11 protein-coding genes and 1 tRNA gene are annotated in these 15,263 nt (G+C 43.8%); 4 read left to right on the top strand and 8 right to left on the bottom strand.

All coding sequences use genetic code 11. From position 1 onward, the window contains the following. Nucleotides 1-32 precede the first annotated feature (32 nt). The 8 genes from ACZ5A8_RS01650 to ACZ5A8_RS01615 all read right to left on the bottom strand — a co-directional run bounded on the left by ACZ5A8_RS01650 (nucleotide 33) and on the right by ACZ5A8_RS01615 (nucleotide 11,370). A complete protein-coding gene (locus tag ACZ5A8_RS01650) occupies nucleotides 33-1,100 on the bottom strand; it encodes a segregation/condensation protein A (RefSeq protein WP_464531861.1) in 1,068 nt (355 codons plus the stop codon). Further along, on the bottom strand, nucleotides 1,093-4,620 hold the full coding sequence (smc, locus tag ACZ5A8_RS01645) for a chromosome segregation protein SMC (RefSeq protein ID WP_464531860.1): 3,528 nt from the start codon (nucleotides 4,618-4,620) through the stop codon (nucleotides 1,093-1,095). Before smc ends, ACZ5A8_RS01650 begins: the two co-directional genes overlap by 8 nt. Before the next feature lie 54 nt (nucleotides 4,621-4,674). After that, nucleotides 4,675-5,658, bottom strand: coding sequence for a hypothetical protein (locus tag ACZ5A8_RS01640; protein WP_464531859.1), 984 nt, complete (start codon nucleotides 5,656-5,658; stop codon nucleotides 4,675-4,677). Nucleotides 5,659-6,504: 846 nt separating this feature from the next. Next, nucleotides 6,505-6,747, bottom strand: coding sequence for a hypothetical protein (locus ACZ5A8_RS01635; RefSeq protein WP_464531858.1), 243 nt, complete (start codon nucleotides 6,745-6,747; stop codon nucleotides 6,505-6,507). A 467-nt stretch (nucleotides 6,748-7,214) separates the two neighbouring features. Further along, nucleotides 7,215-9,194, bottom strand: a complete 1,980-nt coding sequence (gene feoB / locus ACZ5A8_RS01630; protein ID WP_464531856.1) for a ferrous iron transport protein B — start codon at nucleotides 9,192-9,194, stop codon at nucleotides 7,215-7,217. A 49-nt stretch (nucleotides 9,195-9,243) separates the two neighbouring features. Continuing rightward, a complete protein-coding gene (locus ACZ5A8_RS01625; protein WP_464531855.1) occupies nucleotides 9,244-9,909 on the bottom strand; it encodes a metal-dependent transcriptional regulator in 666 nt (221 codons plus the stop codon). Between the two features lie 229 nt (nucleotides 9,910-10,138). Beyond that, entirely contained in the window at nucleotides 10,139-10,609 is a 471-nt protein-coding gene (locus tag ACZ5A8_RS01620) for an N-acetyltransferase (protein WP_464531854.1), read from the bottom strand. A gap of 686 nt (nucleotides 10,610-11,295) precedes the next feature. Next, nucleotides 11,296-11,370: transfer RNA gene (locus ACZ5A8_RS01615), tRNA-Arg, on the bottom strand. 442 nt (nucleotides 11,371-11,812) lie between these two features. Here ACZ5A8_RS01615 and ACZ5A8_RS01610 point away from each other — a divergent pair. From ACZ5A8_RS01610 to ACZ5A8_RS01595, 4 genes are all read left to right on the top strand, one after another. After that, on the top strand, nucleotides 11,813-12,376 hold the full coding sequence (locus ACZ5A8_RS01610) for a biotin transporter BioY (RefSeq protein ID WP_464531852.1): 564 nt from the start codon (nucleotides 11,813-11,815) through the stop codon (nucleotides 12,374-12,376). A 174-nt stretch (nucleotides 12,377-12,550) separates the two neighbouring features. Further along, nucleotides 12,551-13,375: an energy-coupling factor transporter ATPase gene (locus tag ACZ5A8_RS01605; protein ID WP_464531851.1), complete on the top strand. Its 825-nt coding sequence runs from the start codon at nucleotides 12,551-12,553 to the stop codon at nucleotides 13,373-13,375. Then, complete coding sequence (locus ACZ5A8_RS01600; protein WP_464531850.1) at nucleotides 13,351-14,187, top strand: ATP-binding cassette domain-containing protein; 837 nt, start codon at nucleotides 13,351-13,353, stop codon at nucleotides 14,185-14,187. The genes ACZ5A8_RS01605 and ACZ5A8_RS01600 overlap by 25 nt, the downstream gene beginning before the upstream one ends. 215 nt (nucleotides 14,188-14,402) lie before the next feature. After that, the gene (locus ACZ5A8_RS01595) at nucleotides 14,403-15,176 is read left to right on the top strand and encodes an energy-coupling factor transporter transmembrane component T family protein (protein WP_464531848.1); all 774 of its coding nucleotides are present in this window, start codon (nucleotides 14,403-14,405) and stop codon (nucleotides 15,174-15,176) included. Nucleotides 15,177-15,263: the final 87 nt, after the last annotated feature.

The following is a 15,263-nucleotide window of genomic DNA, read 5'->3' as shown; positions in this document are numbered from 1 at the left end:
AGAAAAAAGGATAAGGTTATTCTTCAGTTAAGTTAACGTGTTTCTTCAGGAAAGTCCGCATCTATATGCTCCGGCTCAAAGGAAAGAACCTCAGGATATCCGGTTTCGTCAGGCTCTCCATCTGTGTACTCAACCGGAGGTTTACTGCCTGCGAACCTTTCTCTCCGGGAAAAGTCAGGCTCTGAAATATCTTCTGTTAAACCCTGTTTCATCTGGTGGAAAAGAAGCGGATTGCCCTCAGTGGAAAAACCGGATTCTTCTCCAGGATAAATATACAGTTCCCCGAAAAGTTCATTCTGGAAAAGCCAGATTTTTCTGCTCGAAGCAAGAAAGAGGAGAGAAAGGTAATCCATTATCTGGTCTTCGCTCAGTTGAAGAAAGTCAGAAAACTCCACAACAGGCTGCTTCATAAATAGCTCAACGAGCCTTGCCCAGATAAGTGCCAGCCTCGATATGATAGCCTCGTCATGGGCAATCCCGAGCACATCTCCGGTAGTCAGGAGATCATGCTTAATATCAGGTTCTTCTGCAGCCAGACGAGCTTTCTTTTCATTTTTCCTTGAAAGTGTTTTTTCAGCTTTTTTAAGTTCCAGAATAAGTTCGTTCAGTGTGACCGGTCTTGTAGAAAGGCGGCGTATAGGAAGCTTTGGGATAGGAAACTCGTCCGGCTCAGGGAGGTCATTATCAAAAAACCCAGAGTCAAAGTCATCTTCTTCCTCTTCCCCTGTCCTGAGAATTACTGAAGACTTCATGCGGAGGAGGATAGCTGAATAAAGGAGAGTCCTTGAAGAAATCCTCAGGTCCATTTTCTGAAACTCTTCTATCCTGTGTAGAAAAGTATCAGTTAACTGCACAATATCAATATCCCAGGGATTGATCTTCCCGTCTTTTGCAAGTTCGACCATAATGCCCAGAGGTTCATAGGTATCAAACTCTGAGAGGTCAAGAAGAGCCCAATCGACGCCGAGGTATGAGAGAGTGGTCGGAAGCCCGAAAATTTCGGGGTTTGAAAAAAGAGAATCCTTTTCCCCGGATTCACGAACGTCAGGGGAAGGAAGTCCGGAAATGTCGAGTGCCGAGTTATCTATAAGTTCAGCCATTAAGCTTCACTCCGGTTATACTTGTGATATTATTCTCCTGCATGGTAACCCCGATCGTCCGGTTTGCAGCCTGGATCATGGGTTTTCTTAAAGAAACAACGATAAACTGGACTTTTGATCCTGAAACTTTAACGTGCCTTGAAACTCTTTCTACATTCCAGCCGTCAAGAAACATGTCAATCTCGTCAAAGGCATAGAAAGGAGCAGGGCGGTATTGCTGGATTGAAAAAATAAAGGCAAGTGCTGTAAGACTCTTTTCTCCTCCGGACATGGCTTCTATACGCTGGAGAGTTTTTTCTTTCGGCTGAGCTCGAAGAGTCATCCCTCCGGCAAAGGGGTCATCAGGGTTTTCCAGAAGAAGTTCCCCCATGCCATCGGAAAGTTCGTAGAAAATCTCTTTGAAATTGGCATTTATGCTTGTATAAGCCTCCATAAAGGTATCCCGCTTGAGCTGCTCGTACTGGTCAATGCGTTCAAGGAGCTGTTCCCTTTCGGTAAAGAGAGTATCGCGTTTGCCCTGCAGGTCTGAAAGCCTGAGTTCTACTTCGTTATATTCATCGATTGCCCGCATATTTACAGGCTCAAGCCTGCGCATGGCTTCTTCGATTGCCTGGATCCTCATGTAAACGGTTTCGTAACTCGGGACCTCGGAGGTCTCTTCTATGCCCCTTCTCTGTATCTCTTCAAGAAGCTGCTTTTCCTGGTCAAAAAGTGCGCTTCTCGTAGCTGTGAGCGTAAGTACCTGCTGTTTTGCCTTTTCAAGGGTGGTTGCAGCAATACTGACCCTTCGCTTTACTGCATTGTGTTCGGCCTGAACATTTTCCCTTTCTTTCTGGAGCCCTATAAGCTCGTCGGAAAGTTGAATTTCTCGTTTCTGTTTTTCCTCAAGCTGCGCCTCGAGTTCTGCAATCTTTGCCTTAAGAGAATCCACTCTCTCACGCCTTGAAGCTTTCTTTTCATCAAGTTCCCTGATAAGCTCCTTGGCTTCGGCAATTTTCTGTTCCGCATATTCCTTTTCGAGCTGCAGGGCATTCAGGCTGGCTTCAGTATCCCTGATCCTGCCTTCAAGCCTGCGGATTTCCTCATCCACAAAATCGGCTTTTTTATTTATCTCGGGTAGAGGAGAATCAGCAAGTTTTGTCTCAAGTTCGGCAACCTGAACCTCGAGTTCAGCTGCAGCGTCTTCTTTCTCAGTCTTTTCCGCAATTACCCTGTCCATTTCAGCCCTGAGATCTGCCCTGGACTCTTCAATTTCCCGCAGGTCTGCCTGTTTAGCCTCAAGGAGTTCTGCAAGTTTGGTTTCCCTGCCAGAAATCTCCTGAAGTTCGAGCTCTTTTCTGGAGATAGTAGCCTCACAATCGCGGATCTTTCTACTCAACTCAAAAACATGGCTTTCAATGCTGTCCTGTTTACTGATCGCTGCAGTCCGGCTTGCATCAAGGGATTTTATTTCCCCTGCAAGCTCGAGAAGTTTGTCTTTTTCCGCGGCAGCAAAAGAAATCCCCGATTTTGAAGAAAGGGAACCTCCGACCATTGCCCCGCTCTTTTCAAGGAGTTCACCTTCGAGGGTGACCATCCTTGCTTTTCCCATGAGGCGGCGGGCACTGGCGAGATCTTCCATAACAAGAGTATCCTGGAAAACATACCAGAAAGCAGGCTCGAAATCCGGATCGAATTCAATAAGATCGATTGCGTACCCTATTATTCCGTTTTCATAATTGAGGCTCTCAAGCCTTCTGGAATCCTTCATTTTGTTAAGCGGAAGGAAAGTAGCCCGCCCGCCTTTTCTCCGCTTCAGGAATTCGATCGCCTCTGCAGCATCACGATCATTATCCACAACGACTGCCTGCATTCTGTTCCCTGCAGAAACCTCAAGGGCAGCCGCATAACTGCGATCAACTTTTCCGAGCTGCGCAATGGTCCCGTGAATTCCGAATAGCTCGTTTTGCCGGGAAGCCCCGATAACCATCTCCACAGCCCTTGAATACCCTCCACCCTGTTCCGAAGCCCGGACCCTTGCTTCAGCGATTGCATATTCCTGCTGGAGACCGTGAAGTCTGCTCTCAAGTTTCCTTATATCTTCTTTGATCCTGAAATGGCTGCTTTCGATATCGTCACGGTCTTTTATTAGGGAGTCGAGATTTTTAGTAAGTCTTTCAATCTCGTACTGGACAGAAAGGGTATCGCTGTCAGAGGCAGTGACTGCAGATTCTGCATCCCGTATCTGGTTTTCAATATCCCGCAGTTCCGATGACTTTCTTCTGAGAGTATCGAGAAGCCTGTCTTCATTACGGATAAGCTCGTTCTTTTCGTTTTTAACACCCTCGAGCTTCTTGCGGGCAGCCATAAGCTCGTCTCTTGTTGCTGCAAACTTTGCATCCACATCCGCAATCCTGCTCTGAAGCAGCATACGCTCGGTTTTTCTTTCGGACAGCTCAGCAGAAATGCTTTCTTTTCTCACATTCTCAGTTTCTATTTTCTCTTCGAGCTCCCCGACCTTGCCTTTTATGGAATCAATATCAACAAATGCCTTTCTACGCTTTGCATCAGCTTCTTCAAGTTCGGATTCCGAAAGCTCAATGCTATCCACACATCGGGAAATTTCCCCTTTTATTTCTTCGATTTCCCTTTTGACCTGCAGCTGTTCATCTTCCCCTTTTTTCCGGATTTCAAGCGAAATTGTTTCAAGGGCCTGTTCAAGAGCTTCTAATTCCTTTACCCTTTCATCCAGCAGTACCTGGACTTTTTCAAAGTGCTCTTCCTTGCCTGCAAGTTCTTTGTCCACATTTTCCAGTTCTGTTCTGGCATCCTTGAGCTTGGAAAGAAGGACATAGCCTTCAAATTTAATTTTTTCAGTCTTCAGAGACTGATATTTCAGTGCCTGGTCTCGTTCCCCTGCAAGTTTTTCAAGCTGGGTACGTACTTCTTCAAGGATGATGTCCACGCGTTCGACCTGCTGCCTGACGATTTCCAGCTCCCCGAGCGCCTTTTGCTTGCGCTCATCAAATTCCGCAACCCCGGCAATTTCATCAATAATCTTTCGTCTCTCTACAGAAGTCATGGAAATGATCTGCGTGACATCTCCCTGCATTACCACATTGTAACCTTCAGGCGTTACCCCTGCCTTTGCAAGCTGGGAATGGATTTCTCCCAAGCTTACGGCTTTTCCGTTAAAGTAAAAATAGCTGTAGTATGCGTTTTTTGTCCGCCTGACCTTTCTTGAGATTTCAACCTCATCAAGCTCTAATGGCATCTTGCGATCAGTATTGTCAAAACGGATCGTAACCTGGGCAAAATCAGGCTTTTTTGCCTCGTCACCATTGTAAATAAGGTCCGTGAGTTTTTCAGCCCTGAGGGTCCTTGAGCTCGACAGCCCGAGTGCAAAGAGGATCCCGTCTATAATATTTGACTTCCCACTACCATTAGGACCGGAAATAGTGGTGAAGTCATTGTAAAAGGAGATCTTCACTTTTTTTCCGAAGGACTTGAAATTAACGAACTCAATCTCTTTTATGTACACAGAATGCCTCTGAGTTATTGCGTTTTTGGGGAAATTTCCGTTTTTTCAGCCTCATTACGCCCGGGAGTCTTTCCGGTTACAGGTTATAATCTCCGCATCATCATTATCCCGAAGATCCACGGATTCATCGATTAAACGCTTTTTTTGAGCCTTTTCAGCGATTATATACTCGCACTTATAATCTTCATCAGGTCGAGCTCTTACAGGTTCTGCCTTTACATGAGATTGGTATCTCAAAGGAGACTGGTGCCTCGCAGAAGATGGCTGTCTTGGAGGAAATGATTGTCCCCCAGGAGCCTCTCTTACTGTAGTTGGTTGCCTCAGATTGCTTCTAAGCCGTTTTCGGTCTCCGCTCTCGGCGATAATATATTCACACTTTGTTTCGACAGGTTCCTGTTCGTCGAGTTCTCTGGGCTCAACCTCTCTTATTTTCAGCTGAACTTTTGCATTTGTGCCTGGCAGGGATGCAGGAGCTTCCCTGAAATCAATCAGCTCGGGTGCGGAAGGGTTCTCTTTCCTGTACTCAAGTTTACGTTTTGGCTTTCTGGAAAGAGGGGGGAGGTCAAGCGGGTCTTCGAGGACGGGAACGGAAACAGGGGGAGGAGAGTAAGAAATGGTGTTTTGCATGCATCCCAGAGCTCCGGAAAGTTTTTCAACGTCTGCTTCCAATTTTTTTATAAGCATTTTCTGGTCAAGCAGTTCCCTGACGAGTCCGTCCTGAATTCCTGCCATTTCTTTGAGCCGCCGGTCAATTGTTCCTGATTCATATTCTCTGCCAGAACTTAATTCAGCTCGCAATTCACCAAGAATCGAAGCCTTCATTGATGCAAAATCAGGGAGTTCCATCAATTCGGTCCTGATTTCGGAAAGGATCTGGTCCTTAAAAGAATCCAGATCAGAATTGTTTTCCATTTCGGCCTGCAGTTCATTGAGAACCGAAATCTTGATTGATTTTTTGAGAGTCTCGAGCTCTTCATATGTTATTGACAGTCGCCTTTTAAGCGGTGTATTGTGCACGTCCCTCTGTCCAGTTCTCATGAAAATACCTCTGATAATAAATCGGGTCCCGGATTTCCTTATGTCTGAAGTTCTTATTAGAATGGAGAGTCGGTATAATATAATTAAATTGATTTGATCATACAAATTTAAATAATGTGTATAAAGTAGATGTAATCTTACTTTATATATATATGGTAATCGATAGTATTCAGCTGGCTCTAAATAACTCTAAATTATATTATAATAAGATAACTTTATTAATCTTTCTGAAAACGGCTGCAGAAACCATATAGCAGAACAGAAGAAATTGCATAAAATATAAAATTCCGAAGGGAGAAGTTTTAAAGCCAAATGAGACTGAAAACAGGAGAGATAGACCGAAAATACTCTTGAAAAAATGGATCTTTTTCCTTGGATCTTCCTATAAAGAATTATTTGACTGCTAAAATGCCCACCTTTCGAACAGATTTCACTACCGGCAGATCTCATTTTCGAGCATAGAATAATATCATTCAGGATTTAAGTGAGTTCCTTGAAGAAAATAACTTTCTTGAAGAGAAAAGAAGCAGAAAAGTAGGATAAATATTTTTCTATATACTCTGTACGAAAAATGTTAAATAGGTATATCAGGTGCAAATCTATTTCCCGGAAGGATGAATAAAACGGAAGGCTGGGTAAAGTGAAACTACAGGAATAAACGGCAATATAAAAGTTAGAGATAAAGTCCAGAATACGGGATACAATTAATAATTTCATGTAAGCAAGAAAGAGCCTTCAGTCCAGGGTTTTTACAAAATAGAGAATGAAACCCAAGAATTAACTCTAAAACGAAAGGAGTTAAAGAGTTGGATTTCAACAGGGGTCGAAATTTTATAGAGGAAAGTGTTACTGAATGGACGGAATAGATTCATCGAAATTGAGAAGTACACTCTGCCTCTCCTGGATTTTAGGGGATGTACTGCAGTCAATCTCAAGAGCACTCTCGTTAACAATAGAACCGTGGGTTCCTGTGCTTACAAGGAAAAGTTGAACCTCTTCATCTTCCGGCTCTCGAAAATGGTCCATTTCGAAAATATCCATAATAACACTGAGCACGTTTTTGTGTAAGTGATCGGTAATCCGAGTCATCGGCAATAAACACGATGCATGAAGTATTAATAATTTACGATAACATGAGAATAGAAGAGAAAGAAGTAAAAGAGTTTAGTAATATATAAAAATTGTGCTCCGCATATAAAAGCCCACATTCCTGAGAATAAACATGAAAACCGATGAAAGATAGTGGCTGTTTTTTGATCCTTTAATTAATAGCATAAATTAAGCAACTTTCCCTTAAAATATCGCTTTTCACTCTATTTAATGGAATTATGCGTCTCGCGTAAAAGAAAGAAATGACTCATTATAGCGGATATGGTTGTACGGGTTAGAGATGCCTGCACTATTCCTATTGAGCAAAGCTCACTGATATAACCCATAAATTAGTCCTCTTGAGCGTAGCTAAAAGGACGCGCGCTGTTGCACTTGCAGTGCAACTCCCAGGAAATCAAATATTTCCTGTGATCCCGAAGCGAAACTCGGGAAGCGAAACTCGGGAATTAAAGAAAAAGAGGCCCGAAAATCCGGATTAAAATGCCTGCCACAAGAGCAAGGAGTATGGTGAAAATAACAATCATAGCCGTGTCCTTTGTTCCAAGCTCATGCTTGAGTACTGCAATAGTTGCCACGCACGGGACATAAATGGTTGTTATAACTGCAAACTGGTACATCTGAAGTGGAGTCATTACAGCTGCAAAGTTGGCTGTACCTGCAAGTACTGCAAGGATCTGGAGAGCCATTTCCTTTCTGAGAATTCCAAAGACCAGAGCTGTTGCGGCAAAAGCCGGAAGTCCCAGAAGCCCTACAGATACGGGTTCTACAAAATCCTGGAAAATAGAGAGAAGGCCAAGGGCATCGGCAATTCCCAGGAATGCACTCCCTGCCAGCAGCAGTGGGAAAGCGATATATAAAAACTCACGGCTTTTCATCCAAGTCTTCCTGAGAGTGGATTTCAGCTCAGGTTTTCGAAGGGGAGTCATTTCCATAATAAAGCCGCTTCTCTGGCCCGGGAGAGTTCTTCCGAGAACCCAGCCCATTGCTGCAATGATAAGGATTTCGAGTACATAGATAGAGACAGCGGGCCAGAAACCAACAAAGGTCCCTACAAGTCCCAGGATGATAACTGTCCTTGCGGAACAGGGAATAAGAGAGATGAGAAGTGAAGCTATCCGTTTCTCCCTCCGGGTTCCAAGGGCATGTACTGCCATTATTGCAGGGACATTGCAGCCAAAACCCAGAACCAGAGGGATAACAGCTCTCCCATGAAGCCCGAGCTTATGCGTCAGGTTGTCCAGGAGAAAAGCTGCCCTGGTCAGGTAGCCTGAGTCCTCGAATATGGAAAGGATAGCATAGAAAACTGCAATATACGGGATTGCAATTGCAAACCCGGCTTCCACACCCCGCAAAGTATAAAGAATCAGGTTTCTGAAAATAGGTGCCATGCCAAGAGTCATTGCTTCCACTGGCTGGATCACATAAGGCTCAAAAAGATCGTTCACGATCCAGGTTTCAAGAAAGCCCCCTATCCTGAAGACGAGAAGAAATGTAAGGAGCAGCGCAGATATTAGAACTGCAATCCCGAAGTTAGGAGAGGTAAGAACTCTATCTACCCTATCACGAAACCTTTTTTTCGGCTCGAACGCTGAGACTACTCTATCCACGATATGCCCGGATTCTCCGTATAGGTCTCTTGCGACGGTATCGGGAACTGAAATTCCGTGCTCGATCTCAAGGTTCTGCCTGAAGCGCCTGGCAGAAGAGAGAATTGCGTTGGCTTCAGGCGGCATACAGCAGAGTTCCACAAACTCGGCGTCATTCAGCAGAGCTGCAATCTTAACACTTTGAGAGGTATCCGGAAAAGCATGGTCAAGACCGGACAGAGCCTGGCGGATCCACTGGCTGTACCTTACCCTGTGGTGCTCCTGGACTTTTCCTTGTTCTTCTAGAGCTATAAGCACTACCTCATCAAGCCCTACTCCCCAGGTTGCAACAGTGGGGACTACAGGCAGGCCCAGGAGGTCTGAAAGTTTATCCGCATCAATAAGAATTCCGAGCTCTGCTGCCAGATCCACCTGATTTAAGGCAATAACCATAGGGATATCGAGTTCCAGCAGCTGCAAGGTCAGGTAAAGGTTTCTCTCAAGCCTGCTCGCATCAAGGACATTGATAATGACATCCGGCCCATCTTCAATCAGAAATCTCTTGGTTACCTTTTCATCTTCGTTTGCAACCCCAAGGGAATATATCCCTGGGAGGTCGACAACTTCAATAGTCCTGCCTCTGGCTTTTACACTTCCTCTTTTAAGTGCAACCGTGGTTCCCGGGTAATTGGAAACCTCAACACCAACCCCTGTAAGCCTGCTAAAAAAAACGCTTTTTCCAACGCTAGGGTTGCCTATGAAAGCCAGTGTCACATCATAAGGAGAATTCTTTTTGTCTCCATTGCTTGAATTACAGCATGAGCTGGAAATCTTTATCACTTCTCCGTTAATTGCGCTCCATGCCAGTTACGTGCTGATTTATCCTTTTTTACGCACTTTTGCCTCTAGGAGAGATGAAAATTTTCTTAGCTATATCTCTTCCGAGGGCAATCTCAGACCCAACAGCCATGACTGAGATACATCCTTGTTTTTGCTTGCGCCTGACTTCAATGTCCTCTCCTGTAAGGATACCAAGAGAGGTTAAACGCTCTTTTGTCTCCCTAGGAAGTGTTACCCTGGCAATCGTGCCTGAACTTCCTTCGTTCATTTCATCGAGAGGAATGAAGCATTCCTCACGCTTCAGGTTATCTTTATCGATGTTTATAGGGTGCCCGTCAGGACAGTACTCCGGGCTTCCCAGAAAATCATAAAGTCTCTCAAGTACTGAGTCCGATACCGCATGCTCAAGCTCACAGGCTTCCCTGTGAGCTTCCTTCCGGTCAAAATCAAGGACTTCAGCCAGGAATGTCTCAAGCACCTGGTGTTTCCTTTTGATCCGGACAGCTTCCTCAGCCCCTTTTTCGGTCAATTCAACCCCTTGATAGGGCTTATACTCAACGAACCCCATAGAATGCAACTTTTTGATCATTTCCGTCACACTGGGCGAAGATACGTTCAGCTCTTCTGCAATTTGTTTGGTTTTTGCAGGGCTCTGGTTTTTCGTAATAAGGTAAAGAATAGTTTCTAAGTACTCTTCAAGTCGATCCGTATGCATTAACACCATCCCGCCAGCACATGTCCGAAATATTCCAGGTAAGATAATTAGGACAACCTAAAAAACATAATCACTGAATAAATAGCTTTTGGTTTTTGCCTGTTTAAATAAATTCGGATTAAAAAAAGTTTCAAAATCGGGATTTATCGCCTGATATTTGGCAGAAAAAAATAAAATAAGAAATTAAGGAGCTATGAAAGTAAGACTTCCTGAGGGTTCCGGGAATATCTCAGGCATTGATAGGTTTAGCTTTGATAGATTTGAGAACTGCAATTTCATTACAGTCCGGAAATTTGGGGCACCTGATACATCCAGACCAGATTTTCCTGGGAAGGCTGTTTTTATCCACGATATTAAATCCCATGGTTTCAAAAAAACCAGGCACATAAGTAAGAGCAAAGACTTCCTTCATGTCGAGGTCTTCCGCGTCCTCAAGACAGGCTGAGACAAGCTTTGTACCCACTCCTTTTCTTGCACAATCGGGCTTAACTGCGAGAGCAAGGATTTCTGCAAGGTCTTCCCATACAATATGCAGGGCACAGCATCCAACAACTTCTCCTTCGATCTCACAGACATAATAGTCCCTGATGTTCTCGTACATCTCACTCAGGGAGCGAGCAAGCATAAGCTCATCCTTAGAGTAATTGTTGATGATTTGCTTCATCTCGACAACATCACTTATCCTGGCTTTTCTGATCAATTCCTGTTTCCTCTTAAGCGGCAGTTATGTTTTTTAATAGAAGTTATGCGTATTATAAGCATTTACTATATTGCAGCTAATAATTGTATTTCTAAATAAGAAATTTATCCATAATTTGCATAACAGGTACTTCTATATTTTTGCCTTTGCTCTTATTCTGTATCTTCTCTTATTCGGTATATTCTCTTATTCGGCATATTCTTCTCCTATTCTGTATTTTCTCTTATCAGCAATACCCGGCGCTGATGTTTAACAGGTTTCTAATTGAGCCTCTTCTCTTGCTCTGCCCTTTCTTTCTGGTTATCTGCTTTTTCGTTCCTCTGCAGAGAATCTGTTTTTTACGGACGCCGTACAGAGATGTCCAGAAAACAAAAGCATAAACTGATAACCTGCTGATGAAAAGACACTGGATTTACAGGCGGGGCTTTTTATAGGAAATAAGTTTCCAAAAGTAGATCGGTAAAACAGAAGAAAAAAACAATGAAAACGGAGTAAAGGCGAAGTAAGGCATGGAAGAAGAAGCAAAGGAAAAAAGAAGCCAGGAAAAGAAAACAAAAGTAAAAGGAAACAAAAGTAAAAGGAAACAAAAGTAAAAGGAAACAAAAGTAAAAGGAAACAAAAGTAAAAGGAAACAAAAGTAAAAGGAAACAGAGGTAAAACAGAAAATAGATAAAAATGGAATTTAGCGGGCGCGAAGGGATTTGAACCCCCGATTTACAGCTTAGGAGGCTGCCGCCATATCCGGGCTAGGCCACGCGCCCACAATGATCTCCCGAAAATACAGCATGTAACTGTATGCTAAAACTGCATTTCAGGTGAAGTATCCATAATACCGGCATAAGATATATATTTAATTATCGCTCCGAAGCACAGAAAGTCTGCGAGCGTGATCATAACAGATGCTTCCGGAAAGTTTTAAATCTAATGTAAACCATGTAATTCCGATTGGTTAACAATACGCTTATGATTATAGTTACATCGCCTGTAGAGGTTAGCTGAAAAAAGAGTTAACAATACAATCTGTACTCTGATTATACCCATTAGAATTACCGAATTTACTAAATTCACATTCATAAATTTCCAAAAATTAATTAATATTTACCTGACGCCTTTTCAGGCGGGAGAACTCAAGTAAATAATAAAAATGTAAGAAGCTGACAGAAAGCAGGGTAAAGAAATAAAATTAACAAAAAAGGAAAAAATATGCATATAAGACATGATCATTCTCACCCCGTCAATACTCCCGAACTCCGGAAAATGGTCTTTGCCTCCCTCTTTGCAGCCCTGACTGCTGCAGGAGCTTACATACAGATCCCCATACCCTTTTCACCGGTTCCAGTCACACTGCAGGTATTCTTTGTCCTGCTTGCAGGAAGCATGTTGAAAAGTAAATGGGGAAGCCTGAGCATGATTGTATATACACTGCTTGGTATTGCAGGTCTTCCGGTCTTTGCGGGAGGCAGTTCCGGAATAGGAGTGCTTTTTGGGCCTACCGGAGGATATATTTTCGGTTTTATACTGGCGGCTTACCTTACAGGGAAGCTTTCCGAAAGGGCGGAAAATGCCGGAAAATCAGGGCTTGCGGTCAATGCCCTTAATATGAGCACAGGAATTCTGGTCATATATACCCTCGGAGTTTTCCAGTTGATGCTGGTAGCTGAAATCGAACCCTGGAAAGCCCTTGCCCTCGGAGCCATTCCCTTCCTGCCAGGAGAAATAATAAAAACTTCAGTTGCCGTATATATCGCTTCAACCCATGAACTCTAAATCAGGCATGAGCTTTAACTCCTGATGGACTCAAAGTTCTGATGGGTCCTAAGTTCTGGTGGATTCTAGAGCTCTGATAAGTTCTAAAGCTCTGAGTAATCCCCTATTCACAGAAAAGCCGAGCGATTAAATTTTCCTGTAATTTAAAAAGAAAAAAATAGAATTCGATTCAGCATGATAAGGCTCGAAAACGTAAGTTACAGCTACCCTGATGGAACCCCTGCCCTAAGAAACATAAATATGGGAATAAAAAAAGGGGAATATATAGGGATAATAGGCAAAAACGGAAGCGGGAAATCAACCCTTGCCCTCCACCTTAACGGTCTCCTGAGACCTCAAAAAGGAAAGGTTATAGTTAGAGGCATGAATACCGGAGATTTTTCAAAGCTCCAGGGAATAAGGAAAATTGTTGGCATCGTGTTTCAGAACCCTGAGACTCAGTTTGTTGGTAGGACCGTAGAAGAAGACCTGGCCTTCGGGCCTGAAAATCTTTGCCTTCCTCCCTTGGAAATCCGGAAGCGTATAGATAGAGCCCTTGCTGAGATAGAGCTTGAGAAATATAGGTACCACTCTCCGAAAGCCCTGAGTGGGGGACAGGGACAGTGCGTGGCTCTTGCAGGAATCCTGGCCATGGAGCCCGAATGTCTTGTTTTTGATGAAGTAACCTCTATGCTTGACCCTGAATCGGGAAAAAATGTCCTTGAACGCGTAAAAAGGCTGCATGAAAAAGGAAAAACCGTTGTACATATCACACATAACCTTGAAGAACTTCATGCTGCAGACCGGATTATCGTAATAGACAGAGGGAGGATATTGCTTGAAGGAAAACCCGAGAACGTACTCTCAGACCCTTCTCTCCTGGACCTCGGGCTCACTCCGCCTTCCTTGATAGAACTTGCAGAGCACCTGAAAAAACATGGAGTTATAATCCCCTGGGATAAAACTTCTTCCCCTTCAAGCTTTGCGGAGGAGATATGCCGATTATTCTTGAAAACATAAGTTTTTTCTACTCGAGAAATACCCCTCTTGAAACTGCAGCCTTACAAAATGTTAATCTGCGCATCGAAAAAGGGGAATTCGTCGGGATCCTGGGAGAAAAAGGTGCAGGAAAATCCACCCTCATAAAACTGTTTAACGGACTTTTATGCCCGGATTCAGGAAAAATAACCGTTGATGGACTTGCTCCTTCTTCAAAAGAGGTTAAAAGCAGGGTAGGGATGGTCTTTCAGCAGGCTGCAGACCAGCTTTTTTGCAGGACAGTATATGAAGAGATAGCATTCGGACCTCTAAACTTCGGATACTCCAGAAAAGAAACTGAAGAAAGGGTATTTGAAGCTCTTGAAGCAGTTTCTTTCGACCACACAATGCTATCTAGAGACCCTTTCAGCCTGAGCGGGGGAGAAATGCAGAGAGTTGCCCTTGCGGGTGCTCTTGCCCTGAGGCCGGACTACCTCGTACTGGACGAGCCCATAACCGGACTCGACCCTTCAGGGAAAAAAGAAATTCTGGACACCCTTAAAAAGATGAAGGACCAGGGAACTGCAGTTATAACGGTGACCCACAATCTGAAAGGGTTTTTTCCCCTGCTGGAAAGAATAGTGCTTCTACGGGAAGGCAGGATAAGTTTTGAGGGAAGCAGGGAAGAGTACCTTGAGACCGAAAATGTGCTTCTTCCTCCGATAGCTTCCATGATAAGAGAACTCAGGTCAAGAGGAATGCCAGTTAACCCTGCCATATTTACGGTTGAGGAAGCTCTTAAAGAGATATTGAGAGTAAAATCAATGATTGAAAAAGAAAACTCTGAAAAATAACCTGAGAGCAGCCCAAAGTAGCCCAAAGTAGCCCAAAGCAGTCCAAAGTAGCCCAAAGCAGTCCAAAGTAGCCCAAAGCAGTCCAAAGTAGCCCAAAGTAGCTTAAATATCTCAAATTGGAATAAAATAGCCCAGGAAACCTAAAGTAACATAAATCAATCTGAGATCGCCTCAAAAAGCATATAAAGAAAAGAAATGGGAGAACAAGAATAAGAATGCAAGAACCTGTCTTCAGTTACATACCCGGGAAATCCTTTCTACATACGCTTGATCCCAGGACAAAACTTACAGCTGTGATGCTGCTGGGCATTCTGGCTTTCAGGACTGAAAGTTTTTTCGGGATAGGAATCCTCTTTGCCTTTTTCGTTTCCCTTACTTCATTTTCCGGGCTGCCTGCAAGAGTATTTCTCAGGGCAGTAAGACCGATGGTCCTATTCATTATATTCATATTTCTTGCACAATTATTTTTTACCGAAGGAAAAGTGCTGACTTCTTTCTGGATTTTGCATCCCAGCCTAGAAGGGCTTCAAAACGGGTTCAGACTTTCTGCACGGTTTATACTTCTCCTGCTTTTTGCCGCCCTTATGACAGCCAGTACTGACCCTTCTGCAATCACCTGCGGGATAGAGAAGATGCTGCGCCCGCTGCCACTTCGCTGGCTGGGTGTGAACTCCTTTGAGCTTGCGACAATGATGAACCTCTCGATAGCTTTTCTTCCACTTCTCTTTGAAAGAGTTGAGCGGACAAAAGCTGCTCAGGCTTCAAGGGGCATGTATTTCGGGAAAAATCCTTTTCACTCAGTTCCTGCCCTTGCGATTCCCCTGATAAGAGGAGTGGTAAGGGACGCTGAAGAACTCGCCCTGGCAATGGAAAGCAGAGGATATCAGGGAACTCGCAGGACCTCAATGCATGAGCTTTTAATGCAGAGAAGGGACTGGATATCCCTTTTAGCCCTGGTATTGTTTGCAGCCCTCCTCCTGAGATTTTGAAGAAGGAATAAAATTGTGTGCGGCCACCCCGCCCTAAAAAAAGCTATTCGACAATTAATTTGAAAATATACGGGCGCATAACACCAT

The sequence above is a fragment of the Methanosarcina subterranea genome (assembly GCF_055385895.1).
This window is presented reverse-complemented; position numbering and strand designations above follow the sequence as displayed.